This is a genomic window from Cyanobacterium stanieri LEGE 03274 (assembly GCF_015207825.1).
GTDB lineage: Bacteria > Cyanobacteriota > Cyanobacteriia > Cyanobacteriales > Cyanobacteriaceae > Cyanobacterium > Cyanobacterium stanieri_B.
Genome location: NZ_JADEWC010000001.1, coordinates 94,357 through 119,351 on the forward strand (window position 1 = coordinate 94,357; position 24,995 = coordinate 119,351).

At 37.3% G+C, this 24,995-nt stretch carries 22 protein-coding genes; 12 read left to right on the plus strand and 10 right to left on the minus strand.

What is annotated here, in order from left to right:
• Window positions 1-119: 119 nt before the first annotated feature.
• The gene (gene miaB / locus IQ215_RS00410) at window positions 120-1,475 is read left to right on the plus strand and encodes a tRNA (N6-isopentenyl adenosine(37)-C2)-methylthiotransferase MiaB (RefSeq protein WP_193799346.1); all 1,356 of its coding nucleotides are present in this window, start codon (window positions 120-122) and stop codon (window positions 1,473-1,475) included.
• 315 nt (window positions 1,476-1,790) lie between these two features.
• Here miaB and IQ215_RS00415 read toward each other — a convergent pair whose 3' ends face one another.
• Window positions 1,791-2,285, minus strand: coding sequence for a hypothetical protein (locus IQ215_RS00415; protein WP_193799347.1), 495 nt, complete (start codon window positions 2,283-2,285; stop codon window positions 1,791-1,793).
• Between the two features lie 111 nt (window positions 2,286-2,396).
• Window positions 2,397-3,461, minus strand: a complete 1,065-nt coding sequence (locus IQ215_RS00420) for a glycosyltransferase family 4 protein (protein ID WP_193799348.1) — start codon at window positions 3,459-3,461, stop codon at window positions 2,397-2,399.
• Between the two features lie 188 nt (window positions 3,462-3,649).
• On the opposite strand from IQ215_RS00420, the gene IQ215_RS00425 reads away from it, so the two are divergent.
• On the plus strand, window positions 3,650-4,036 hold the full coding sequence (locus tag IQ215_RS00425; RefSeq protein WP_193799349.1) for a c-type cytochrome: 387 nt from the start codon (window positions 3,650-3,652) through the stop codon (window positions 4,034-4,036).
• A 35-nt stretch (window positions 4,037-4,071) separates the two neighbouring features.
• On the opposite strand, the gene IQ215_RS00430 is transcribed toward IQ215_RS00425, so the two are convergent.
• Entirely contained in the window at window positions 4,072-4,743 is a 672-nt protein-coding gene (locus IQ215_RS00430; protein ID WP_193799350.1) for an N-acetylmannosamine-6-phosphate 2-epimerase, read from the minus strand.
• A 405-nt stretch (window positions 4,744-5,148) separates the two neighbouring features.
• On the opposite strand from IQ215_RS00430, the gene IQ215_RS00435 reads away from it, so the two are divergent.
• From IQ215_RS00435 to IQ215_RS00455, 5 genes are all read left to right on the plus strand, one after another.
• Window positions 5,149-6,009 carry a pentapeptide repeat-containing protein gene (locus IQ215_RS00435; RefSeq protein WP_193799351.1) on the plus strand — a complete coding sequence of 287 codons (861 nt, stop codon included), beginning with the start codon at window positions 5,149-5,151 and terminating at the stop codon, window positions 6,007-6,009.
• 33 nt (window positions 6,010-6,042) lie between these two features.
• A complete protein-coding gene (gene truB / locus IQ215_RS00440; RefSeq protein WP_193799352.1) occupies window positions 6,043-6,942 on the plus strand; it encodes a tRNA pseudouridine(55) synthase TruB in 900 nt (299 codons plus the stop codon).
• Between the two features lie 119 nt (window positions 6,943-7,061).
• A complete protein-coding gene (locus IQ215_RS00445) occupies window positions 7,062-7,760 on the plus strand; it encodes a TerC family protein (protein WP_193799353.1) in 699 nt (232 codons plus the stop codon).
• Window positions 7,761-7,831: 71 nt separating this feature from the next.
• Window positions 7,832-8,899 (plus strand): AI-2E family transporter, encoded by a 1,068-nt coding sequence (locus IQ215_RS00450; RefSeq protein WP_193799354.1) that lies wholly within the window; start codon window positions 7,832-7,834, stop codon window positions 8,897-8,899.
• A complete protein-coding gene (locus IQ215_RS00455) occupies window positions 8,880-9,428 on the plus strand; it encodes an HD domain-containing protein (protein WP_193799355.1) in 549 nt (182 codons plus the stop codon). Before IQ215_RS00450 ends, IQ215_RS00455 begins: the two co-directional genes overlap by 20 nt.
• 356 nt (window positions 9,429-9,784) lie before the next feature.
• On the opposite strand, the gene IQ215_RS00460 is transcribed toward IQ215_RS00455, so the two are convergent.
• Both IQ215_RS00460 and IQ215_RS00465 read right to left on the minus strand, forming a co-directional pair.
• On the minus strand, window positions 9,785-11,035 hold the full coding sequence (locus IQ215_RS00460; protein ID WP_193799356.1) for an FIST signal transduction protein: 1,251 nt from the start codon (window positions 11,033-11,035) through the stop codon (window positions 9,785-9,787).
• 107 nt (window positions 11,036-11,142) lie between these two features.
• Complete coding sequence (locus tag IQ215_RS00465) at window positions 11,143-13,389, minus strand: RelA/SpoT family protein (protein WP_193799357.1); 2,247 nt, start codon at window positions 13,387-13,389, stop codon at window positions 11,143-11,145.
• A gap of 327 nt (window positions 13,390-13,716) precedes the next feature.
• Here IQ215_RS00465 and patD point away from each other — a divergent pair, with 327 nt between their 5' ends.
• Window positions 13,717-14,103 (plus strand): heterocyst frequency control protein PatD, encoded by a 387-nt coding sequence (patD, locus tag IQ215_RS00470; RefSeq protein WP_193799358.1) that lies wholly within the window; start codon window positions 13,717-13,719, stop codon window positions 14,101-14,103.
• A 209-nt stretch (window positions 14,104-14,312) separates the two neighbouring features.
• On the opposite strand, the gene cpcA is transcribed toward patD, so the two are convergent.
• Together cpcA and IQ215_RS00480 are read right to left on the minus strand one after the other, a co-directional pair.
• Entirely contained in the window at window positions 14,313-14,801 is a 489-nt protein-coding gene (gene cpcA, locus IQ215_RS00475) for a phycocyanin subunit alpha (RefSeq protein WP_193799359.1), read from the minus strand.
• Between the two features lie 73 nt (window positions 14,802-14,874).
• Complete coding sequence (locus IQ215_RS00480) at window positions 14,875-15,393, minus strand: phycocyanin subunit beta (protein ID WP_193799360.1); 519 nt, start codon at window positions 15,391-15,393, stop codon at window positions 14,875-14,877.
• Between the two features lie 429 nt (window positions 15,394-15,822).
• On the opposite strand from IQ215_RS00480, the gene rlmB reads away from it, so the two are divergent.
• The 3 genes from rlmB to nusB all read left to right on the plus strand — a co-directional run bounded on the left by rlmB (window position 15,823) and on the right by nusB (window position 17,857).
• A complete protein-coding gene (rlmB, locus tag IQ215_RS00485; protein ID WP_193799361.1) occupies window positions 15,823-16,707 on the plus strand; it encodes a 23S rRNA (guanosine(2251)-2'-O)-methyltransferase RlmB in 885 nt (294 codons plus the stop codon).
• A 149-nt stretch (window positions 16,708-16,856) separates the two neighbouring features.
• Window positions 16,857-17,150 (plus strand): DUF1816 domain-containing protein, encoded by a 294-nt coding sequence (locus tag IQ215_RS00490; protein WP_193799362.1) that lies wholly within the window; start codon window positions 16,857-16,859, stop codon window positions 17,148-17,150.
• 80 nt (window positions 17,151-17,230) lie between these two features.
• Entirely contained in the window at window positions 17,231-17,857 is a 627-nt protein-coding gene (nusB, locus tag IQ215_RS00495; protein ID WP_193799363.1) for a transcription antitermination factor NusB, read from the plus strand.
• A gap of 41 nt (window positions 17,858-17,898) precedes the next feature.
• Here the strand turns inward: nusB and pgeF are convergent, their stop codons facing one another.
• The 3 genes from pgeF to IQ215_RS00510 all read right to left on the minus strand — a co-directional run bounded on the left by pgeF (window position 17,899) and on the right by IQ215_RS00510 (window position 23,032).
• A complete protein-coding gene (gene pgeF / locus IQ215_RS00500) occupies window positions 17,899-18,693 on the minus strand; it encodes a peptidoglycan editing factor PgeF (protein WP_193799364.1) in 795 nt (264 codons plus the stop codon).
• A gap of 110 nt (window positions 18,694-18,803) precedes the next feature.
• Window positions 18,804-20,150, minus strand: coding sequence for a diguanylate cyclase domain-containing protein (locus tag IQ215_RS00505; RefSeq protein WP_193799365.1), 1,347 nt, complete (start codon window positions 20,148-20,150; stop codon window positions 18,804-18,806).
• Window positions 20,151-20,317: 167 nt separating this feature from the next.
• Entirely contained in the window at window positions 20,318-23,032 is a 2,715-nt protein-coding gene (locus IQ215_RS00510) for a hybrid sensor histidine kinase/response regulator (protein ID WP_193799366.1), read from the minus strand.
• A 470-nt stretch (window positions 23,033-23,502) separates the two neighbouring features.
• On the opposite strand from IQ215_RS00510, the gene lpdA reads away from it, so the two are divergent.
• Window positions 23,503-24,921, plus strand: coding sequence for a dihydrolipoyl dehydrogenase (lpdA, locus tag IQ215_RS00515; RefSeq protein ID WP_193799367.1), 1,419 nt, complete (start codon window positions 23,503-23,505; stop codon window positions 24,919-24,921).
• Window positions 24,922-24,995 lie beyond the last annotated feature (74 nt).

Genomic DNA, 24,995 nt, shown 5'->3' on the forward strand with positions numbered 1-24,995 from the left:
TGTTTTTTATTTTCTTTCCATGGTAATCCTCGGAAACAGTTTAACAGAAGAAAGGCTCAATTCTTGTATATTAGAGATATGCAAAAAAACTAACTATATATTTAATTTTTATTGAAAATATGACCAATAGCAATCGTCGATATAATATCACTACCTTCGGCTGTCAGATGAATAAAGCAGACTCCGAGCGCATGGCAGGAATATTAGAAACCATGGGCTATGATTTCACCGAAGATCCTAACGATGCTAGTATTATTGTTTATAACACCTGTAGCATTAGGGATAATGCCGAACAGAAGGTTTACTCTTATTTAGGTAAACAGGCCAAAAGAAAGCACAAAGAGGGGGATTTAACCCTTGTGGTGGCTGGTTGTGTGGCACAACAGGAGGGAGAACAACTTTTAAGACGTGTACCTGAAATTGACCTGATTATGGGGCCTCAACACGCCAATCGCCTTGATAGTTTGTTGGATCAAGTTTTTGCGGGAAATCAGATTGTTGCCACTGAGCCTGTACATATTTTTGAGGATATTACTAAACCTCGTCGGGAAAGTAGTGTTTCGGCTTGGGTTAATATTATCTATGGTTGCAATGAAAGGTGCAGTTATTGTGTAGTGCCTAATACTCGTGGGGTAGAACAGTCTCGCACCCCTGAAGCTATTAAGGGGGAAATTGAGGAGTTAGCCCGTCAAGGGTACAAGGAAATAACTTTACTTGGTCAAAATATTGATGCCTATGGTCGTGATTTACCAGGTACTACGGAAACAGGGAGACATAAGCATACTTTAACGGATTTACTTTATTTTATCCATGATGTGGAAGGTATTGAGCGCATCCGCTTTGCCACTTCTCACCCCCGTTATTTTACGGAGCGTTTAATCAAGGCTTGTCATGAGTTACCGAAGGTATGCGAACATTTCCATATTCCTTTCCAGTCGGGGGATAATGAGGTATTAAAGGCGATGAAGCGTGGTTATACCCATGAGCGTTATCGGGATATTATTAACAAGATTCGTGGTTATATGCCCCATGCGGCCATTAGTGCTGATGCTATTGTGGGTTTTCCTGGGGAAACGGAGGAGCAGTTTGAGAATACTTTAAGGTTAGTGGAGGATATTGGTTTTGATCAATTAAATACGGCGGCTTATTCTCCTCGTCCTCAAACCCCTGCAGCGGAGTGGGAAAATCAGCTTAGTGAGGAGGTTAAGGGCGATCGCCTCGCGCGCCTAAATCATTTAGTATCTGTTAAGGCGGCGGAACGTTCTCAAAGATATTTGGGTAATATTGAACAGGTATTGGTAGAGGATGTTAACCCCAAAGATGCTACTCAGGTGGTGGGTAGGACAGATGGTAATCGTCTTACTTTCTTTGCAGGGGATATAAATGAGTTGAAAGGGAAAATTGTCCCTGTGAAAATTACTCAGGTAAGGGCTTTTAGTCTCACTGGGGAGGCTCTTACTTTGGTGGAGGCTTAAATTAGATGGTAGGTGTTAGGTGATGGGGAGTAAGGGTGATGGGGAGTAGGGGTGATAATAGTTTTTTAATTATCCGTTGTCCATTGTTTACAATTTTAAAAGGCGAAAAATATTATCCTTACCTCAAGTTATATCAAGTTTGGATACTTCGTTATAAATAGATTGTATCTTCTTTGCCCCACCGTGTAATAAATTACACGGCTAATGATAGTTCGTTCAATAAATTGAACTAAGATATTGATATTGCTAATTTGTAATTGATCCACTGGATTTGATATTAATTGTTTAAACTATTCCCCATTCTCTATTCCCCAACTACCCTTGAATTGTATCAATGATACTCAAAAGTTCTGAGAGTTTTTCCTTAACTGATTCGTGGGAGTATTCGTCTTCAGGGTGCGCTGGTTGTCCTGGTTTTTGGAAGTAAGGGCGATCGCCACTTATTTGCCCAGACTTAAGGTCAACCCGTCTCACAAAGTCATAATATAAATTATCACTCTCCATAATCTCCTCAATAATAGCCCTCAAGGCCGATAAAGGATCAGTATCATGGTTACCAATTTTATTATCCGCCCCATCCACCATATCTTGTAATACAGCCTGTAGCGCTCCAGAGCTATCCCGAAGATTATTACTAATAAATAACTTGATTTCCGTTTTCAACCTAATAATAAAAGGCACGGGAGACTCTCCCTTAAGAAACCCTCCTCCTTCTTGCCCAATTAAATCTGCCAAAGAAAATTGTCGGCCTCGCAAAGCATCTCGACGCAATTCCAAATCCTTTTCTTTATCTTCCTCTGACTTACTCATGGTAATGAATAATTATAGTGACTTTTAATTAATCTTACTTCCTTTGACCACCCGTTCAATAAATAGGTTGGTGAAATTATTTTCAGTTTCAACTATGCCTAATTACTTAAACTAATTAGTCTTAACTATCTTTTTAAACCAAGCCTCAAACCTATCTCCCCACACCTCCAAAGAATACTCCTTTTCCACCACCAAACGACAATCATAACGATTAATGGTAGATAACTGATTAATAGCTTTCACTAAACCATCAACACTATCAGGGGTTACTAAAAAGCCCGTCTTACCATCTTCCACAATTTCCGATGGCCCTCCCCTAGCATAAGCAATTACAGGCACACCACAAGCTAAAGCCTCAATAGCTACATTACCAAAAGCCTCAATCCAGCGGGGAGTCATCAACAAACCCTGACATTGTCTTAATTCTTCCTGTAAATCTTGAGTGGATAAAAAACCTCGATAATCGATGGGTGCATCAGGATATTGAGTAAGAATATTTTGCCAGTATTGCTCATCTTGAATTTTACCAAAAATTAATAAAGGAACTTGGGTAATATCACAAGCCTTGACAGCATCTTCGAGCGCCTTTTCTGGTGCAATTCTTCCTAACCATGCCAATTTTTGCTCACATTTTTCACTATATTGATACAAGGATAAATCTAAACCACTGCCTAAGATTTCGCATAGCTGACTAAAAGGAAAGGTGTTTGCCTGAGACTTGGTATAAACTCCAAAATTATGGGGATATTGTTGGGCGATTTTATCCATCATCTCATCAAGGCTATCTGATAAAGAACCCATACTGATAAATTGAGCAATGGGGGTAGAGAAAAAAGGAGTTAAATAAAAAGGAAGCCAATCGAAGGCAAAGTTAACAATCAAATCATATTCTGATTGTACTTTTCTGGCATATTCCCACATATTACCTAATACTGAATTTTTGGGCATCACCGTGGGAATGTCTCTAGTTTGAGTTTGGGCGGGAATATGCACACTACCTTCAATTTCAATGATTTTGGCGTTGGCAAAGTAGGAGTTTTTTGGGGCTATGGTGGTGATGTCATAACCTCTTTTTTGCATTTCTTGGATCAGGTTATATAGGGTTAATTCTACTCCGCCTCCAATACCTGAACTTAAAGCACCGACGGGGGTTGACATGAATAATAGTTTGTGCATTTTGATAATTTTAATAAAAAATAATAACCAATACTAGGTTGTTTTTAGATCAATGGGATGGTATCAATTTAAGATATTTCAAGCTAATTCCGCATTTTTAAACGTTAATTAAATCTGCAAAAGTGGCATTAATGAGACAAAATATTGCAGAATGTTAAATAGGTAAACCAAAAGTTAACAATGATTCCGTGAACAACCAGATATTAGAAACAAAAATTAATAGACCAGAAGTCAGAAACGTAATCATAACCGTTTCTGGCGTTGTTATGTTAACGATGGTAATATTTCTCTCATTTTGGTTGCTACCGTCTAAAAATCCTTATGTGCAAGAAGTATTATCTTATCAGGGTAATGGGGAAAGGGGGGAGGCTATTTTTAATGTTAATTGTGCTGGTTGTCATGGAATACAGGGGGTGGGAAATGTGGGGCCAACTTTAACGAATGTTTCTAAGCGTAAGTCGGAGGAAAGTATTATTAATCAGGTAATTAGCGGTAAAACTCCTCCGATGCCTAAGTTTCAGCCTTCGGCGGAAGATATGGCAGATTTATTGGCTTATTTACGGGATTTAAATTAACTCAATTAAGTCCGAAAAATACACAAAAATAGCCATTATCCATTGATGGTGGCGACATATTCTCTTGTTTGTAAGTCTATTCCTGTGATGGCTGTGCCAACTACTACGGCAAATGCTCCGATTTCGAGGGCTTTTTTTGCTTGTTGGGGGGTTTTTATGCCTCCTTCACAAATAATTGGTTTATCGATGGTGGTTACTAATTCTTGGAGGAAGTCGAAGTTAGGAGGGGTTTTATCGTTGGTATCTTCGGTATAGCCGTATAGGGTTGTACCAATAAAGTCTGCCCCTGCTTGGCTAGAGGCGATCGCACTTTCGATGGTATCAATATCAGCCATCACTAAACGATCTAAATTAGACTTAATTCTAGCAATAATATCTGGCATTTGTTCACCGTTAGGACGAGGGCGCAAAGTAGCATCCACCGCAATTATATCCGCTCCCGCTTCACTTACTGCCACCGCATCTTCATATCTAGGGGTAATATACACTGAGGAGTTAAGCCCCATTTGTTTCCATAAACCAATGATGGGAATATCAGGGGCTAGTTTACGCACGGCCCGAATGTGGCTTGGGCTATCGATTCTTACTCCTTTTGCCCCATTCATAATAGATGTAAGGGCGATCGCACCTATCATCTCAGGTTGATGTAAAGGAGAATCACTAGGGGCTTGACAAGAAACAATTAAACTCGATTTTAAAATATTCATAGGAATAACGTCGGTGGGGATTAAGGGAAACAATTAACCATGGACAATTAATACTTATACCAAATCTGAAAAAAACAGTAAATAATAAATAGCCTTTAGTTTATTCAGCCTCAATCAACCCCTAGCTAATATCTAATATCAAGTCTGCTTGATCACGTCACTTACAAATTAGTAAGATCAATATCTTAGTTCAATAAATTGAACTAACTACCATTAGCCGTGTAATTCATTACACGGTGGACGAAGATACAATCTATTGATAACAAATTATCCGAATTTGATGTAATTCCTAACCCCTTTACCCTACCCCTTGTCCGAAAAAAGTATTTAACGATACTATTGCCCAATTTTTGTAAACTTATGTTACGATGGGTTAAGAAGATTAAGAAAACTTTAAATATTACAATGACTACTCAAGCACAACACCTAAAAATGTTAACCTCTGTTCAGAAATGGAACTTATGGCGCAAGGCCAATCCCAATCTTTTGCCAGAGTTAAGAGGGGTTGACTTGAGTTATCGTAACCTAGACGGTATCAACTTTAAAGGCGTAAACCTAAGGGAAGCAAATTTGAGGGGTGCAAGTTTAAACAACGCCAACTGTGCAGGGGCAAACTTCCACCGTGCAGATTTAACAAAAGTAACTATGAAAGATGCTGAACTTCACAAAGCATCATTAAGTGACGCTAATCTTTATCAAGCAGTATTCAACGGTAGTGATTTAAGTCAAGCTACCATTTGTAATTCTAATCTAACAGAGGCACAAATGTCTGGTTGTTATTTCATCAAAACTGATTTAACTGACTCTAAATTAAATCAAGCAGATTTACGTCAATCTTATTTTACCGAAGCTGTTTTAGTGGGTACAAAATTCATTGAAGCTAATTTAACTCAAGTTGATTTGAGCAACGTTAATGCTAAATCTGCCCAATTTACGGGGGCAAATTTAACAGGGGTAACCATTGAAGACTGGATTATTGATGAGAATACCCAAATGGATAGTGTTTTCTGTGATCATTTTTATCCTCAGTTACATGAAAAAATTGATCTAAATAGTGGCAATGTTAATGCTTTCGACTCTTTTGTAATGAATGATAAAGAAAGGGATAATCTTAGTCAAGATGAGGTTGTTAACTCTTTCCCTAACTCTAATGTTTCTGGGGCTAATGGCTTAAATAATATTAGACAAACTGATAATTATTTTGAGGTAGCCATTAAAAGATCTCAAGAAATTTGGAATACCTCCCATAAACCTGTTAATCTATAGGGTAGAAGATTGTGAGGATAATTGGTAATGACAATGATGGGATTTATTAACCTCCACAAACCTAAGGGGTTTTCATCCCATGATTGTGTTGCTAAGGTAAGGAGAATATTACATACGAAAAAAGTTGGTCATGGTGGTACATTAGATCCCCTCGCTACGGGAGTATTGCCTATGGCGGTGGGTAAAGCGACTCGCCTACTGCAGTTTTTACCTACTAAAAAAGCCTATCGGGCTAGAATAAGATTTGGAGTAGTTACCACCACAGATGATTTAGAGGGAGAGATAATTAGACAGGATAAATGTCCTGATTTAAAGTTAGAAAATGTTGCTAATTTTATTCCTCATTTTGTTGGTAACATAGTACAAATTCCCCCCATATATAGTGCCATAAAACAGGGTGGAAAAAAATTATATGAATTAGCAAGGCAGGGAAAAGATGTAGAAATTATCCCTAGAAATGTAGAAATATTTGAGATAAATATTATTAACTGGGACTCAGGAGATTACCCAGAATTAGATGTAGAGATTGTTTGTGGGGCAGGTACTTACATAAGGGCGATCGCCCGTGACCTTGGGGAAAGAGTAGGTACAGGGGCAACCTTAGCAAAGTTAGAAAGAACATTAAGCTGTAACTTAGAAATAAAAAATAGTGTAACCTTAGAGGTTTTAGAAAAAGAAAAAAAAGATGATAAACTATTTTTAATTAAACCTGATTTACTATTAGAAAATTTACCGACTATTAACTTAAATGATAATGAAAGTATGAGATGGCAACAGGGACAAAAATTAAAATTTAATCAAGAAAATAACCATGACTATTATCGCACCTATAACCATGAACAAAAATTTTTAGGTATTAGTACCATAAAACAAGGAGAAGAAGGATTAATAATCAAACCAAAAATAGTGATAATTAACCCCAACGAAACTTAAAACTATTCAAAAAATAAAAAAAATGTAAACTAATTGTTAATAATAACCAAGAAAATCAAAACCCCATTCCAACTCAAGCTATATTAATCAATATCTGTTCACCATAGGCGAGATACTTAATGTTAGACCAAGTTTTACATCCCTCCATTGATTTCGGCATCGAAACTTTTTTCATATTAGTTATATTAATTGCCCTAGAAGCGGTTTTATCCGCCGATAATGCCATCGCCCTAGCCTCCATTGCTCAAGGGTTAAGTGATGAAAAAGAACAGAAATATGCCCTTAATGTCGGCTTGATATTAGCTTATGTTTTGCGGATTACCCTCATTGTTACAGCCACATGGGTGATTCAATTTTGGCAATTTTCCGTAGCGGGTGGGTTATACTTGTTGTGGCTTGTTTTTCGTTACTACACCAATAAAAATGATGACTCCGAGGGGGTTTCTAGTCTGAATTTTAAAGGGCTTTGGCAAGCTATTCCTATGATAGCCGTTACGGACTTAGCTTTTTCCTTAGATAGTGTGACAACGGCGATCGCAGTGGCTGAAGATATATGGTTAATTATAGCAGGGGGAACAATCGGAGTTATTGCCCTTCGTTTCCTTGCTCAACTGTTTATCCGTTGGATAGAAGAATATACTCACCTAGAAGAAGCCGGATTTATTACCGTCGGTTTAGTAGGACTAAGACTAATTATTAAAGTAGCACAACCAAACTTAGTACCCCCAGAATGGTTAATGATAGTAACTATCATTGGTATCTTTGCTTGGGGCTTCTCCACAAAAAATCAAATGACAGAAGAAAGCCAAGAAGGTTGATGATTTAAATATCAAAACAACGTAGAATTGAGAAATAATATTAGCTATCACAAAATTAGATCCATACCCCTATGAACGAATCAAGACTAAAAATATCCCTGAGTAGTCTTGCAATATTAATTTCTGTCATTCTATGTTTAATTCTACTTTGGCATTTAAGGGGGCTTCTGGTCACCCTAATGATTGCAACAGTTTTAGCCGCAACCCTTTCTCCTATTGTTGACTATGTAGAAAGGTTTTTACCCCGTTGGCTTGGAGTAATTCTTGCTTACTTAATCATTATCGCCATTTTAGTCGGAGGAGGATTAGTAATTGGCCCAACGGTATTCACTCAATTACAAAGATTGATACAAAAATTTCCTCTCTATCTTGAAATACTAGGTAATACCGCTGAAAATTTGGTAATGCGTTTTGGTATCACCGAACCTAGAGCCTTAGAACTGATTGACAAACTCCTTGATTTACAAGCCCTTATTTCTTGGGGGGTTAGATCTAGTCAAAAATTACTTTTAAGCTCATTGGGAGTTACTAAGGGTATCGTTGGAGGGGTTTTTAACCTCATCCTCTCTATTTTATTATCGGGTTATCTTTTGGCCGGTTCAGATAAACTGATCAAAGGATTTGTCAGACTTTTTCCTTCTCCATGGAATCAAAGAATAGAAGCTCAATTTGAACCAGTTACCGAAAGAATGGGTAAGTATATTCAAGGGAGAATTCTGGTGTCTTTGGTGCTAGGGGTTGCTATTACCATCGGTTTAAAAATTCTTGGCATTAATGAATTTGCCCTTGGTTTGGGGGTAATTGCTGGGTTTACTAATTTAATACCATTTTTTGGCCCTGTTTTGGGTTCAGTACCTGCCCTAATTGTTGCGGTGGCACAGGGGGGCTGGGTGTTTTTATGGGTGTTACTTTTATTTCTGGTGATTCAAAATATAGAAACTTATGTATTAGATCCTTTGTTGGTGGGTTCTAGCGTTAAGGTTGAGCCTTTATATCAGTTGTTGGCGGTGTTAGGAGGTGTGCAAGTGTTAGGCATTATTGGTGCTTTGATTGTACCTCCTTGGATTGCAGGGGCTGGGGTGGTTTTGGAAAACCTTTATATTGAGCCTAGGGAGAAGAATGATTATTTGGAATCCTGAAAAGTATTTACAGGCTTGGAATTTTGTTTCTTTTGCTCATAAAACGCAAAAAATGCCTGGTTCTGATATTCCGTACCTTAATCATCTTGGGGCAGTTGCCATGGAAGCTATGACGACTATTTGTTATGGTAAGGTCATTTATCCTGATTTATTGATTCAATGTGCGGTGCTACATGATGTGATTGAGGATACTGGCTTTGGTTATCAGGATCTCAAAAAAGAATTTGGCATTGATGTGGCTGATGGGGTTTTAGCATTAACTAAAAATACAAATTTGCCTTCTAAACAAGCCCAAATGGAAGATAGTCTGATGAGGATTCTTCAACAACCCCCAGAAATTTGGATGGTTAAAATGTGCGATCGCACCACAAATCTACAAGTACCGCCAAAACACTGGGATCAAGGAAAAATAAGGAGTTATCATCAAGAGGCGATGTTAATTTGGGAAAACCTCCACCAAGCCAACGAATATCTAAGTCAAAGACTCAAACAAAAAATCATTGACTATCAACAATATTTTCAATGTTAATTTCATATATTAACGTCAGTTCAAGATTTGTCACTATAGTAGGGGATGTATCATGGTACGTCTGTACAGGTTGCAGGTTATAGGTTTAATATCAAGTCACCTTGATCACTTACAAATTAGTAATATCAATATCTTAGTTCAATTTATTGAACGAACTACGGTTAGCCGTGTAATGAATTACACGGTGGGGGTACAAAGATACAATCTATAGATAACAAATTATCAGAACTTGATATAAAATACGACTATATTTAATCTATCAAAGAAGTAAAAATGAGATTAATAGACTTTTTGTAAATTCTTTAACCTGATACCCGACACCTTTTCTAGGGGCATCAAAGTTTTATTATCCATTGCTAACTATTCGATTCTGGTTGAGAGAAAATAGCAAAAACAGAAGTATAACCATGGACAAAAGTTGAACCACCCACAGGGCCAATTTCCCCATTGCAGAAGAAACCAGATAAAGGAATATCTACGAAATAATCAAGGAATAATTCCGAGTCAAAATTAGGTTCACCATACAACCCCTCTCCTCTGCCCATGCAGGAAAACATTAGCCCTCCCACAGCAGGAACTTCATCTTTAAGATCAAAGTAATTGTCTAAGAGGGTTTCTAAATCTTCCGCCGAAGCATTACCATCACGGAGATGAAAACGGATTCTTTGTCCGGGCCTGATGCGATCGCCCACTGCGATCGCCCCATACTTAGGATCAACCCCCATCAAATTACGAATTAAAAAATCTCCATGGTTCAACTCCAACTTAAACTCATCCCTAGCAATACCGATAAAAAGGGAATGTTGAGCCAATTCCTGATCCCCCGCATCCAAATCATTAATCAACTCTCGCAAAAAATTAAGGGGGGAATCCGTATTACCCTGATTATCCGTTAACTCTAAGATGACATTTCTTTCTCCCTTGGTCACCTGATAAATCTTACCGATGGAACGGCATCCCTGTGCCACAATGGATTCGACCACAATATTACCGCTCATAGCTAAACCAATCGTTCCTTGAGTCGCAAAACACCCTTGAGGTTCATCTGGTGTACGATAAAACAAACCACTGGCCACCCCCATAGTGCTAGAACTAGCCAAACCACCCACCTTAATAGCTGCCGGATAAGCATAGTCTAAACCCTCTATTAACTCATTAGTCGCCCCCGAAAAAGGATCTGACAACAAAATAAAATCAGGTTTTACCTCAGGAGATACCCCCACCATATCCCACCACTCTTGGGGGGCGCTATCAGAATCTGGTAAATCATCAGGGAGAATATGAAAAAGGCTCAAGTCCACATCAGGTAAACAAGCCACCGTCAAACTCAAAGCCGGACTAGATTCCACCTCCGCAGGTTGTTCCTCATCTTCCATGCCCACGATGCCACCCCCACCACAGCCAATTAAAAAAGGCAGGGGAAACTTATCTAACAATAAAGGCAACAACCGAGCATAATCACTAGCAAAAGCAGAGGAGATGAATAAAATACCTAAATCTGGATCGCCAGTTAAACGCTCTTGTAATTTTTCCACCACCTCATCAATGGCTTTTTCGAGGGATGATTGAACAGAGAGGGCATTAATCCATTGAATTTTTTGTGACATAGGCATTTTTGAGTTAATGGAATCTAGTCCATTGCTATGGGTCAAACTAAAGCATTAACCTTTAATTATTAACTTTTCATCTCCTCTTGTCAATTCATGGTTGGGCATTAGTTAACATCGCTGATACGACGTATATTTAGCACATCGCTAATATTTCTAATTTTTTGCATCACGCTACTTAATTGTTCAGAGTCTCGCACATCAATGGTGAGGGAAATAAGGGCAGGTTTAGCAGAATGAGTCTTCACAGAAGCATTACTGACATTGATATGATAATCACTTAGTCTGCCAAGGATGTCTCGTAAAACACCCACCCGATTAATGGTTTCTACCACCACATCCACAGGATAAGTTGCCACACGATTGGATTTTTGATGACTATTCCATTTTACGGGTATGAAGCGATCGCCCTTAACATTAGCCAAATTAGGACAATCATGGTGATGAATAGAAATACCCCGTTGATGGGTAACTACCCCCACAATGGATTCACCCGGCACAGGGCGACAACACCCTGCAATGTGGTATTCTAGCCCCTCAATCCCTGCGATGGGATATTTAGTAGCATCAATTTCCTTATACTGTTTTTGAGGAGTAATATTAGCCGAAGTTAACAAAGTTTCCTCTGTCAAACTTGTGGGCTTAGTATCGGGTTGATTTTGTTTGTTTTCATCCCGCAAACGGTTAATTACCTGAGTTGAAGTAATTTCCCCATAGCCCAAAGCCACTAATAAATCATCTACCTTATGAAAGTTACACTTTTGGGCAACCTTCATCATGGTGTCGGACTTCAATAAAGACTCTAAGCCATTTTTACCCAATTCCTTCTCCAACAATTCCTTACCCCTGGCAATATTTTCATCACGGTGGGATAACTTATACCATTGACGAATACGGTTACGCGCCGTGGGAGTTTTGACAAAATTGAGCCAATCGAGACTAGGATGGGCATTATTAGCGGTGATAATTTCCACAATGTCGCCATTTTCTAAAATATGATCCATGGGCAACCAACGACCATTTATTTTTGCTCCCTTCATATGATTTCCTACCTCAGAATGGATACGATAGGCAAAATCTACTGCCGTAGAGCCACGATTTAGGGAAATTAACGCCCCTTGAGGAGTAAATACATAAACATCATCATCAAAAAGATTTTCTTTAAGGTTATCAACATACTCTTCAGCATCTTTCAAATCCTTCTGCCAGTCTAATAGTTGCCTTAACCAAGTAAACTTCTGATCATCATTGGATAGGTTGGTATTATGAGAATTACCCGCTTCCTTATACTTCCAATGGGCGGCAATCCCATATTCAGCGATGCGATGCATTTCCATGGTGCGGATTTGAATTTCCAGGGGGCGACCATTTAAACTAACCACCGTGGTATGTAAAGATTGATAAAGGTTAGGTTTTGGTAAGCCGATATAGTCTTTGAATCTACCTGGAATGGGGCGAAAAGCATTATGCACCACCGCAAGGGCTTGATAACATTCTTGTATGGTGTTTACAATGATTCTTAGGGCGGCAATATCAAAAATTTGGTCAAATTCTTTGTTTTGTCGTTGCATCTTCTCATAGATGCCATAGAGATGCTTGGGGCGCCCTTTTACTTCAATGGGATCAATCTTCGATTCTCTTAATCCTTGGTTGATGATGTCGATAACTTGATTAATTCTGGTTTCTCTATCACTTCTTCTTTCGGCTATTAAACTACGAATATTTTGATATTCGTCTCCGTGGAGGTATTTAAAACTTAAATCTTCTAATTCCCATTTAAATTGCCACATACCAAGACGATTAGCAAGGGGCGCAAAAATTTCTTTAGTTTCCGTGGCGATTAATTTTTGCTTTTCAGGGGGTAAAAAGTCGAGGGTACGCATATTGTGTAATCTATCGGCTAATTTGACTACGATTACTCGAATATCCTGCGCCATGGCGAGAAACATTCGTCGAAAGTTTTCCGCTTGTCTTTCGGTTTTGTTGGAAAAGTTAAATTTTGATAGTTTGGTGACGGCTTCTACTAATTGACGTACGTTACTACCGAACAATTCTTCGATATGATCTGGGGTGATGTCTTCGTTATCTTCCACTACGTCATGGAGAAAACCTGCGGCTATCATCTCTGCGTCTCCTCCTAAGTCTCGTAGCAATTCGGCTACAGCGATGGGATGAATAATATAAGCCTCCCCTGATTTACGATATTGTCCTTCATGGAGTTGATAGGCATATTCAAAGGCTTTACAGATTAGGGCGTTATTCGGATCTCCTTGATCCCCAATCATACATTGGTTAAGCCATTCTGGAAGATGAATTTTCTTTTGTTTATCTTTGGTAGGGGTTGCAATAGTCATAGTAGGGGTAATGGGGTAGTGGTTTAATAATAAATGAGTTTTTTCCTAATATTTTTTGATAATCAAAATTTACTCCTTTGCCTTTAAATGGGGGAGTTTTGTTTAATTATCCTTGAGATTAGGGATGATAAATAATATATTTATTGTTATAAGAAAACCATGGCGATTTACTTAGATTAGTAATTTTTTATAGCAATATTTTATTTGTATGGAAACCTCTGAAGTCTTATTGTTTTAACTTCTTGTTTAGGTTGACTGGAAAAGATACTTTAATCTAAGTATAATCAAAAACTCTTAATTATATGATTGTAACGCAATATAAAGACAATGTTATCAAAATCACATTTTTCTATTGTAAAGGATTGGGTATTTTTACTGAAAGATTTTCAAAGTCAGTGGAATTTACAAAAAATAAATAACTATTATCAAACTTCCCTATGGCAAAAAATTAATGGTTTTTTACAATCAGAAATTATGAGTCTTAATGAGGATGATTTTCCTCTTAATAATATTCCTCAATGGCAGTCTTGGCAAACGGAAACCTATCGTTTTATTCGTCTTCTTAATACGGAGTTGTTATTTTTTGCATCGGCTAAACAACCTCATACTAAGCAGTTAAAAACTAATAGTATTTCTCAAAAGTTACAAGGTGCGATCGCCCTTAGCGAAAATTTGTTAAATCAGGCAATGGGGAATGGTAATAATATTTTATGATTTGCAGTTTAATTATCAATTATCCATTCTCAATTATCCATTAACTTAAAGCCAACATCGCCCGAAAAAGTCAACAAACACAAGAATTAAATCCGTATTCGCAAACCTTCTCAGGCGATGAATGTTTATTATTTCAACCTTGATTGAACAAGGATTTTTTGATGTTCTCCCTTAAGAGAAACCTATGATCAAAACTCAGAAGCAATAGATTAGCTGAGAGCGTTGATAGCATAATCGATGTAGGAGTTAGCTTCTACAGCAGGATCTCCACTTAAACCGTGGTTAGCTTTGATGTATTTTAAAGCCTCGATGTACCAGCTAGGAGATAACTCGAAGCTACGGTTGATTTCATCGATACCAGCGATTAAATACTCATCCATAGGACCAGTTCCACCAGCTACTAAACAGTAGGTAACCATACGTAGGTAGTAACCGATGTCACGGGAACATTTTGCTTTACCTTCAGAGGTAGAAGCGTAGTTAGCACCAGGGGTAGAAGTGGTGTAAGGGAATTTGCTGTAAACAGCGTTAGCAGCGCCATCAACTAAACGTTGAGCATTTTCAGTTAAAGACTTAGCGGCAGATAAACTAGCACTAGCTTGACGGAAACGACCGAAAGCGGTTTGGATTTCGGTGCTGCTGAGGAAACGACCTTGAGAATCTGCTGCGGATACTGCTTCAGTTAAAGGGGTTTTCATTGTCTAATATTCTCCTTAAATTTGTGTTTTTGTTAACGAAATGATTTTTTTAACTTATGAGGTAGCTATTTAATTACGCTACTGCAGCAGCAGCACGATCAAAATAGGTAGCAACTTCAGCCATTAATTGGCTACAATCACCAAGGGTGATGTTGTTGGTGTCGTTAGCAATTGCTAAAGCAGCATCTTTCATTTTTTGTACGCCAACAGCAACCGAAGATCCGGGAGTTCCTAATGCTAAGTAGGTTTCACGGAGTCCATTTAAACAACGATCTTCTAATACGGAAGCGTCACCAGAGAAGATAGCGTAGGTAACGTAACGTAAGATGATTTCCATGTCACGAAGACAAGCTGCCATACGACGGCTGGTGTAAGCGTTTCCACCAGGTGCGATTAATTGAGGCTGTTCAGCGAATAAGGAACGAGCTGCGTTGGTAACGATAGCAGAAGCGTTGCTGGTGATACGGTTAACGGTATCCATACGCTTGTTGCTGTCAGCAACCATTTGGCTTAAAGCATCGATTTGAGAAGCAGATAAGAACTCTCCACGAGCGTCAGCTTGAGAAACAACCCTTGTGAATGCGTCGTACATTTTAAGTTAATCTCCTAAATTGAATTAGTTTTGTTAGTGTTTGTTTTATTAAATGTGATTTAACTTTTTTTTCGTTAAACCTTGGGAGTAAACCCTTGCAAATTAGTTTCCTACATTATGAGCTTAAAACCAAGTTTTTGTTAAGCATTTGTAAAGAAACTTAATTTTTTTACATTTCTTTTTTGTCAATGGGTCTTTTTTTACTTCCCGAATACAGTTATACACCTTGAATGGACTTTTTTACATTACATCATGTTAATTTTTTGACCTTACTTCTTTACATTTCTTAATAAGAAATAAGTAAATATTCATAATCTAAAAAAATTGACAATGGACAATGAACAATGGACAATTAACTGTAATAACTTTAAGTCGTAAAGATGAATGATCAATGGTTAATTATTCATCACCAACTAATCATTAATTCCCATGAAACCTCGTCCCAAGAAAAAGCACAATTCCCCTCGTAATTCTTTCCCTGAGCAAAAGATGCCCCGTAAAAGAGATAGTGAGCCTCGTTTGAAGTCTGTAAAGGTTGATGATGGTGTTTTAGATAATGATAATCATCAAGATTTAATTTATGGTTGTTATCCTGTATTGGAGGTTTTAAAGGGCGATCGCACCTTAAACCGTATTTATGTAACAGGTAAAATAGCCCATGACAAAAGATTTGCCGACTTAATCCAAGAAGCCAAAAGTAACGGTGCTGTCATCGATATAGTTGATTCCAAAAGAATTAGCCAAGTAACCAATTTTGCCAACCATCAGGGTATTGCCGTCACCGTTGCCCCCTACGAATATGTAGAATTAGATCAATTAATTTCCCAAGCAAAAGCCCAAACCCCAGACCCTGTAATTATTATAGCCGATGGAATCAGCGATCCCCACAACCTAGGAGCGATCATCCGTACGGGGGAAGCCCTCGGAATGCAAGGTTTAATCATTCCCCAAAGAAGGGCGGCCGGGGTAAACTCCACCGTCATGAAGGTGGCCGCAGGGGCGCTCGAACATTTTCCCATCGCTAGGGTAGTCAATCTCAACCAAGCCATTAGCGCCCTCCAAGAAGCAGGTTTTTGGATTTATGGCACCGTGGCCGAAAGTGGTAGCTATTTACACAATACAAAGTTACAGGGGGCAGTAGGTTTAGTAATAGGTTCTGAAGATAAGGGCTTAAGCCAATCCGTGGCGAAATCCTGTGATTTTCTAGTATCTATTCCCATGACAGGGAAAACCCCTAGTTTAAACGCCTCTGTGGCAACGGCCATCTGTCTTTATGAAGTATGTCGTCAAAAATTAGTTTCTCAAGGTAAATAACTGGGTAAATGCCCCCTTGTCAATGCCAAAATCAAAGACTAAAGTTGAATAAAGAGGGAGAATTTATTTTCCAGCGCTTCAAAAACTTTTGGTTAGCAATATATAAATAGGATTAAACTTAAACAAATACTACTATCGAGGTGTCAGTTATGAAAGAACTTTTGATTCAAATTCTTAATTTTTTCGGTTGGGCTTGTTGGTTGAAAGTAACTACCGAAAATCCTAGGTGTACTTATTATTTTGGGCCTTTTTTAACACAAAAAGAAGCTAGGGAAAATCAACAGGGTTATATTGATGATTTGCTTGAGGAGGGAGCAAAGGAAATTAAAATTTCTATTAGGAGATTTAAACCCACGGAATTAACTATCTTTGATGATTTAGCTGATTTGAATAATGCTTCCCAGAGGGTTAAGGTTTCAGGGCAACCTTCTTTAAACTTATAATTACTATTTATTTCCTGTCAACCTTGGGGTATAATTTTATAGCTCTGTGTTACTATTAAAAGATTTTACCCCAGTTTAGTATGCCCATTAGACAACAACCGAGAAGAACCGCCAGAATTCTAGCTTTACTTAGTTTAACTCAAGTTCGTGGTAATGCTGAGAAAATAGAGCAATTAGAAATTAATGATTTATTGTTAGGGGCAATTCGTAGTTTAACCACAGAGGTGGAAAATGCTTTGGAAACTGCGGCAGATGAGCTAAATCGCAGTAATGAACAGGTTTTTAGGAGTGAAACCCGTACTACTAATGTGGGTAGTGCTAAGGAGATGTTAAAAGATGCGATCGCCCTTACCCAAAAAGCTATTAATCGTCTTGGTAATGTTTTAGAGTTACCCGAATTTGTGCAACTTTCTCAACAAGCACAGGTGAGGGAATATGCCATTGAATTAATTACCACGGTTAATCGTCGTCAAGGGGAAATTAATCAAATGTTGGATGACGTGATGATTGATTGGAAGTTAAATCGTCTATCTTTGATTGATAGTAATATTCTGCGCATTGCGGTGGCGGAAATGGCTTTTTTACAAATTGAACCAAAAGTGGCCATTAATGAGGCTGTGGAAATCGCTAAGACTTATTCTGATGATGATGGTTTTCGTTTTATTAATGGGGTTTTAAGGAAAATTAGTGATCAACTTACTAAATAAACTGAGCTTTTTAAGTAAAAATAAGGCTTTTCCATCAAGCCCTATGGAGAAATAATCCCAGACCATTGTACTTGTTTTTGGTGGGTGCGACGGTAGGAAAAAAAGCGCGCTGGGGTTTGATAGGTGCAGTAAGGGGCGATCGCAATTTGTCCTTTATTGATACCTTGTTGCTGAATTTGAGTATGAATTACTTGAGTAACATCTAATTTTACTTTACCTTCTTCCTTGTCGCCTAAAATTACTTTATGGGGGGAGTTATACCCTTGTTGCAGAATTTCTTGATCTTCTCCCTTAAAAATGGTCGATAATACCTTTAAGGCCACGGGAATATCGACTTGATAAACTTCTCCATTAATAGCAGGGCCCAGGGCAAAGAGTAAGTCTTCTTTTTTTGAGCCTAATTGGTTAAAAAGGGTGATGGCATCTGGTACAATTTTTAAGGCAGTGCCACGCCAACCAGAATGAATGGCGCATACTTTTCCTAAGGTGCGATCGGCTATCAAAACGGGGGTACAATCAGCACTAGCAACCCATACAGAATCCCCCGCTTTTTCGCTGATAATACCATCCCCTTGGGAATAAGTTATGTTTCCCTCCTCATCTTTTTTGGTTTCCACCGCCGAGGTAGAAAAAAGAATATTACTATGAATTTGTTTGAGACGAAAAACATTGGCAGATTTATGTAAATATTTACTTAACATAGATGGGGGTTGCCCTGCAAAATCCACCGAAAAAAAACCATGACACCAATCTTTTAATAAATCACAGGTTAAAAATTCTCCGTCGGGGGTTGATTTCCATTGCCATTGAGAATGATTTGATGAAGAATAAGCCATGGTGAGATAGTTTTTAGTAATGATAACTAAGGGTAAATTGCCTATATTTTAATCAAATTTTTGACTGTTCACCCAAATTTTTTTTATCTCTGATTATCCCTGAAAAAATCTTAATTTAATTCCTTAGCAATGATACAGTTTCTACCATTTTTTTTAGCTAAATAAAGGGCTTGATCTACTAATTCAATTAAATTTGACCATAAATGATCTTGACTAGGAATTGTGGTGGCAATACCAATACTTAATGTTACCTGATCACTAACATCAGAGTATTCATGTTTTAGCGCTAAATGTTTAATATTTTTTTGGATTAATTCCCCAAGGGCGATCGCATCTTGACTAGAAGTATGAGGTAAAATAATAATAAACTCCTCCCCTCCAAATCGAGATACCAATTCCCCCGCCCGTTTTACCGTAGCCCCAAGACAACGGGCAATTTGCCTCAAACACTCATCCCCTTGTAAATGTCCATAACCATCATTGTATGCCTTAAAAAAATCCACATCTAACATAATTAAAGATAAATTATGTTCCTGTCTTTGATGTCTTTTCCATTCACTCTCTATGGTTTTATCAAATAGACGACGATTAGCAACCCCTGTTAAACCATCACTATTGGCAAGGAATTCTAATTTTAATTCCATTTTTTTGCGGTTAGTAATATCCCTTACCATCAAAGAAAAACCATCACCCAGTTTATTCGCAATAAAATGATACCATCGACTTCTTTCCCCTGTTTTTAAATAAATATCTTCTGAGATAAAACCACCATTTTCTACCAAATTCTTTAACTTATTAAATAAACTAGAATCGATTTTATTAATCAATCTTTTACCCACTAATTTTCCCACCAAATTACTCTCATGGGCATTAATCATTTTGGCAAAAACAGGGTTAACTACTAAACAACGAAAATCATCAATTTCTGTGCTTAAAGGTTTTCTTACCGCTTGTAAAGCAGCTACCCCATCGAGGGAAGTATTAAGAATACTAGCTAGTAAAGCCCTTGATTGATACAAAATTTCTTCTGCTTCTTGTCTTTTATGAATTTCTTTTTCCAACAATTTCTTTTGTTTTTGAATAGTCAATTGATTTTCAATTCGGGCGACTACTTCTTCAATTTGAAAAGGTTTTGTAATATAATCAGCACCACCAACTTGAAAGGCTTTTACCTTATCAAATACTTCATTTAAAGCACTAATAAAAATAACGGGAATGTGTTGAGTAAAAGGATCTTTTTTTATAGCTTCACACACTTGATAACCATCCATTTCTGGCATTTTTATATCCAATAAAATTAAGTCAGGAGGATTAGAATTGATTGAGCGTAAAGCAACTTTACCACTAAGAGCTTTCCTGACATTATAATTAGAAGAACTTAATATATTAGCTAAAACTTTGATATTTTCCGCTATATCATCGACAATTAAAAGACTATATTGAGAATTTTCTGACATTATTACGAAGATAAAATATTTATGGTTGGCTAAAAAATGAAGTTATGATCTTAATTAATATATTTAGGATGGATAATTGAGAATAGTAATTATTGTATATTTTTTGATGTTTATATGATGCCAAAACCTCTGAGCATAGCTCATAAATTTATTCATCAAACTTTAAACTATAATTCTTCAATTAGATTGGTAATTTTATCTAATTCTAAAGAATTAACAATGGTTTTCAATCCTTCAATTAAATTTGTTTCTGTGGTCGGTATTTGGGCAATTAAATCTAAAATTAATTGTTCATCTAAATCAATACTAGCCTGATATAGTTTATTTAACCATTCTTGGGGCATTACCAATAAATCCGCAGGTTTTAAGTCTCTATGATTATGGGAAAAAGATTTGTCAGACTCTATCTGATTATAAATAAAACGTATCCCTAAATGTTTACTTAACATTGCGAAAATGGTTTCTTGGCGAAAAGGTTTACGCACAAAATCATCGCATCCTGCCGATAAAATAATCGCCTTTTCCTCCTCCAAAACACTGGCAGTCACCGCAATAATAGCCGTGGCATTACCCATAACAGTGCCTTTGATAATTTTAGTTGCCTCATAACCATCCAATACAGGCATACGCATATCCATAAAAATCAGATGGGGTTGCCATTTTTCCCAAAGGGCGATCGCCTCTTGACCATTATTTGCTATGGTTAAATCAAACCCAAAAGGCTCTAATAATTTCCATAATAATTGACAATTAATATCTTTATCATCCACAATCAAAATTTTATATCTTGGCTGATTTTTTTCAATACCCACCACTTGTAAACTAGGATTATTAACCTTAATTTCATTTTCCGTCACCAAATTAGCATCAATGGAAAAAGAAAAAATACTACCGACATTTTCTTCACTAGAAACATTAATTTCTCCCCCCATCAATTCTACAAATCTTTTGCTAATGGATAACCCCAAACCCGTACCATCATTAACCTCTTTTCCTGTTTTAGTTTGGCTAAATGGTTGAAATAAATTTCCCAACTCATCCTGACTAATTCCTTTGCCAGTGTCTCGAATAATAAATAAAAGTTTTACCTGATTTTCTGGTAAATTATCTTCTGAATTATGAAGATTGGCAATTTGTGCAGATATTCCCCCTTGTTCAGTAAACTTGATCCCATTACCAATTATATTAAGTAAAATTTGTCTTAATTTTGGAGCATCAGCTTCCACAAAACGAGGTAAATTATCTACCTTTTCAAAAATTAACTGTAAACCTTTTTTATCACACTTATATTTAAAAATATCCTCAATATCATCTAATAATTTATATAAATCAAATTTTTCTGAATTAAGAGTTATTTTACCTGCCTCAATCTTCGATAAATCTAAAATATTATTGATCAACGTTAATAAATGTTCACCACTACGATTAATAATATCAATACTTTCTTGATGTTCATGGGGTATATCACTAGACCTTAACATAATCTGCGTAAAACCCAAAATAGCATTTAAAGGAGTGCGTAATTCATGGCTCATATTGGCTAAAAACTCACTTTTTGCTTGGTTAGCAACCTCTGCTTTTTCCTTTGCTTTTACCAATTCTTCTGTCCTTAGTTTTACTTTTTCTTCTAAGTCATTTAATAAACTATTAATTTTATCTGCCATTTCATTAAAAGCACTTCCTAAATTACCTAATTCATCATTTCTATTAATCTTAATAGGTTCATTATAGTTACCATCTTTAAAACGATTTACAGCTCTATTTAATTTTAAAATAGGTTTAGTAATATAGCCCGTAGTCCATAAACCAATTATGAGGGAAATTATCAAAGTAATTAACCAAATAAAAATAGTAATTTTCGTATTTTCTCTTACTTCTCCCATCACATCTTTTTCAGGTAAAAGAATAACCACAAACCACGGTTGATCAAGATTATTATCAAAAGGAACAATCTGCACAAAATAAGGTTCATTATCTAGGGTAATTTGTAAAAACTCTGGTTTTTGAACTTGTGCTAATCTACTACTAATTGTTTTACTTAATTCCCTCACTGATGAAGATTTACTATTGGCAATATTTACTCTTTCTGCCACTTGTTCGAGTGTATTTCCTTCAGGATTTCTAATGACAAAAGGATTTTCTAAGGAACTAGCAATTAATTCACTAGAGGAGTCAATAATAAATATTTCTCCTGTTTCTCCAATAGTTAAATTATCCAGAAAATTACTAATTAAAGATAATAGTAAATCACTAAATAAAACTCCCTCCAATTGATTATTTTGATCATATATAGGCACTACGGCAGAAATGGCTAAACGGGGAGTACCTTTGTAGATAAAAACATCACTCCACGTAGCTTCACCCATGGTGACGGCTTTTTGATACCAAGGACGATTTTCGTTAATGAAATTTGGTATGACGGTTTTTTGTGCTAGTCTATTCCCTTGATTATCAGTGCCATAAATGCGTAAATTAGTGGGGGAGGTTTCGTCCATTAAATTTAAGTCAATTTGATTATTATCTAGTCTTTCAACCCCAATTAATTCTCCTTGGGCTGAAGCATAACCAATAAAGCCTATTTCAGAAAAACTATTAATTTGTTTCCACAAGTATTTTTCCATCAAATCAAAATCTTGATAGTTGAGGATTCCTAATTCACGGTTACTGAGATTAAGTTCATTAATTTTTAATGGTTGGGATAGATAATTATTTAATTGTTGTTCAACTTTACTGTTGATTTCTGTTTGTAATTGTTCGGCAAGTTTTTCTACTGTTTTACTACTACTATTGAAGGAAATATAACCCACCAATCCAATGCTACTGAGAAGGGGAATAACGAAAAGAAGGATTATTCTGAAACGCAGAGAAGTAAATGGTTGCATAAAAGAAATATGGTGTCCAATGGAGGACAAACTTTTAACAGATTTGCTTCAATAATAGTGTATTCATCCGCTAATTCGCCTTGCTGAAATTAGGGACTTCTTTTGCCATTCACGTTAAACAATAATGGTTTAATACCAAATCTTGTTTTAATAATAAACTAATCAAGGCAGGGAATAGGCACTCTTGCTGATTCGACTACGCTCATGAACCGGGCAATGGTAATAATAGTGTTGATATTATATATTTGCTGCGATTGAGTCATATCCCATGTCCAAAATCACCAACGCTCAATTTTAAGTTAATGAATAGATATATTCACTAAATCGGATTTGGTATAAAAAGTTGGAAAGATGAAAAAATGAGATTATCCAAAAATTAATTATCAATTGTCAATTGTCAATTGTTCATTACCTATGGGTACAGATGTCAGTAAAATAGAAGGATTGAAATTAAGTTAAATTAAAAGGTTATGAGTCAATTTGATTATGATTTAGTTATTATTGGTGCGGGTGTTGGTGGCCATGGTGCTGCTTTACACGCCGTTAAGATGGGTTTAAAGACTGCTATCGTGGAGGCAGGGGATATGGGTGGTACTTGTGTTAACCGTGGTTGTATCCCTTCTAAGGCTCTTTTGGCAGCTTCTGGTAAGGTGAGGGAATTGGCAGATACTTCCCATCTACAGGATATGGGTGTAAGTGTTGGTGGTGTTACTTTTGATCGCAGTGCGATCGCCTCTCACGCCAATGATTTAGTGAGTAAGATTAGGGGAGATTTAACCAACAGTTTAAAAAGGTTAAAGGTAGATACCATCAGAGGATGGGGAAAAGTAGTTGCCCCGCAAAAAGTAGCGGTGGAAACCGAATCAGGGGAAAAAATCATCACCGCTAAAGATATTATGCTTTGCCCGGGCTCAGTGCCTTTTGTGCCAAGGGGTGTGGAGATTGACGGTAAAACCGTTTATACTAGCGATCATGCGGTGAGATTGGAATCTTTACCCCAGTGGATTGCCGTTATCGGTAGTGGTTATATCGGCTTGGAATTTGCCGATGTTTATACCGCCCTTGGTTCGGAAATTACCATGATTGAAGCCATGGATAAGTTAATGCCGACTTTTGATCCTGATATTGCTAAAATTGCCGAAAAGGTACTAATTAACAGCCGTGACATTGAAACCTATACGGGAGTTTTCGCTACTAAGGTAATTCCTGGTACCCCTGTGATGATTGAGTTAACCGACGCTAAAACCAAAGAAGTGGTAGAAGTGTTGGAAGTGGATGCCTGTTTGGTGGCTACGGGGCGCATTCCTGCCACCGAAAACCTTGGCTTGGAAAATTTGGGTGTGGAAACTGAAAGAGGTTTTATCCCCGTCAATGACAAAATGCAAGTTTTGAAAGATGGTCAGGTAGTTCCCCATCTTTGGGCGGTGGGTGATGCTAATGGTAAAATGATGTTGGCGCACGCGGCTTCTGGGCAAGGTATTGTGGCGGTGGAAAATATGTGCGGTAATGATAAAACCATCGATTATCGTAGTATTCCAGCGGCGGCTTTCACCCATCCTGAGATTAGCTATGTGGGGCTTAGTGAGCCTCAAGCCAAGGAGTTGGGTAAAAATGAAGGTTTTGAGGTAGGCACGGCAAAAACCTACTTTAAAGCGAATTCTAAGGCGTTAGCGGAGAAAGAAACTGATGGTATTGCCAAGGTGATTTATCGTAAAGATACAGGGGAACTTTTGGGGGTACATATCATCGGTATTCATGCTTCTGATTTGATTCAGGAGGCGGCAAATGCGATCGCCTCTCGTCAATCAGTCCACGAGTTAGCATTCAATGTCCACGCCCATCCTACCCTTTCTGAGGTACTCGATGAGGCTTATAAACGCGCTGGTTAGATATTAGGTAATGGGTATTAAGTGTTAGGTAACAATGTTTTTTCTAGCATTGCTGATTTTGAGTATGATTTCTC

Excerpts from the sequence above, each read along its gene's own strand:
- IQ215_RS00455 (WP_193799355.1), top strand. The coding sequence starts at position 8,880 with ATGATTATTTGGAATCCTGAAAAGTATTTACAGGCTTGGAATTTTGTT.
- nusB (WP_193799363.1), top strand. The coding sequence starts at position 17,231 with ATGCCCATTAGACAACAACCGAGAAGAACCGCCAGAATTCTAGCTTTA.
- cpcA (WP_193799359.1), bottom strand. The coding sequence starts at position 14,801 with ATGAAAACCCCTTTAACTGAAGCAGTATCCGCAGCAGATTCTCAAGGT.
- IQ215_RS00510 (WP_193799366.1), bottom strand. The coding sequence starts at position 23,032 with ATGCAACCATTTACTTCTCTGCGTTTCAGAATAATCCTTCTTTTCGTT.
- IQ215_RS00505 (WP_193799365.1), bottom strand. The coding sequence starts at position 20,150 with ATGTCAGAAAATTCTCAATATAGTCTTTTAATTGTCGATGATATAGCG.
- truB (WP_193799352.1), top strand. The coding sequence starts at position 6,043 with ATGATGGGATTTATTAACCTCCACAAACCTAAGGGGTTTTCATCCCAT.
- IQ215_RS00430 (WP_193799350.1), bottom strand. The coding sequence starts at position 4,743 with ATGAATATTTTAAAATCGAGTTTAATTGTTTCTTGTCAAGCCCCTAGT.
- lpdA (WP_193799367.1), top strand. The coding sequence starts at position 23,503 with ATGAGTCAATTTGATTATGATTTAGTTATTATTGGTGCGGGTGTTGGT.
- pgeF (WP_193799364.1), bottom strand. The coding sequence starts at position 18,693 with ATGGCTTATTCTTCATCAAATCATTCTCAATGGCAATGGAAATCAACC.
- IQ215_RS00480 (WP_193799360.1), bottom strand. The coding sequence starts at position 15,393 with ATGTACGACGCATTCACAAGGGTTGTTTCTCAAGCTGACGCTCGTGGA.
- miaB (WP_193799346.1), top strand. The coding sequence starts at position 120 with ATGACCAATAGCAATCGTCGATATAATATCACTACCTTCGGCTGTCAG.
- IQ215_RS00465 (WP_193799357.1), bottom strand. The coding sequence starts at position 13,389 with ATGACTATTGCAACCCCTACCAAAGATAAACAAAAGAAAATTCATCTT.
- patD (WP_193799358.1), top strand. The coding sequence starts at position 13,717 with ATGTTATCAAAATCACATTTTTCTATTGTAAAGGATTGGGTATTTTTA.
- IQ215_RS00450 (WP_193799354.1), top strand. The coding sequence starts at position 7,832 with ATGAACGAATCAAGACTAAAAATATCCCTGAGTAGTCTTGCAATATTA.
- IQ215_RS00435 (WP_193799351.1), top strand. The coding sequence starts at position 5,149 with ATGACTACTCAAGCACAACACCTAAAAATGTTAACCTCTGTTCAGAAA.
- IQ215_RS00460 (WP_193799356.1), bottom strand. The coding sequence starts at position 11,035 with ATGTCACAAAAAATTCAATGGATTAATGCCCTCTCTGTTCAATCATCC.
- rlmB (WP_193799361.1), top strand. The coding sequence starts at position 15,823 with ATGAAACCTCGTCCCAAGAAAAAGCACAATTCCCCTCGTAATTCTTTC.
- IQ215_RS00445 (WP_193799353.1), top strand. The coding sequence starts at position 7,062 with ATGTTAGACCAAGTTTTACATCCCTCCATTGATTTCGGCATCGAAACT.
- IQ215_RS00490 (WP_193799362.1), top strand. The coding sequence starts at position 16,857 with ATGAAAGAACTTTTGATTCAAATTCTTAATTTTTTCGGTTGGGCTTGT.
- IQ215_RS00415 (WP_193799347.1), bottom strand. The coding sequence starts at position 2,285 with ATGAGTAAGTCAGAGGAAGATAAAGAAAAGGATTTGGAATTGCGTCGA.
- IQ215_RS00420 (WP_193799348.1), bottom strand. The coding sequence starts at position 3,461 with ATGCACAAACTATTATTCATGTCAACCCCCGTCGGTGCTTTAAGTTCA.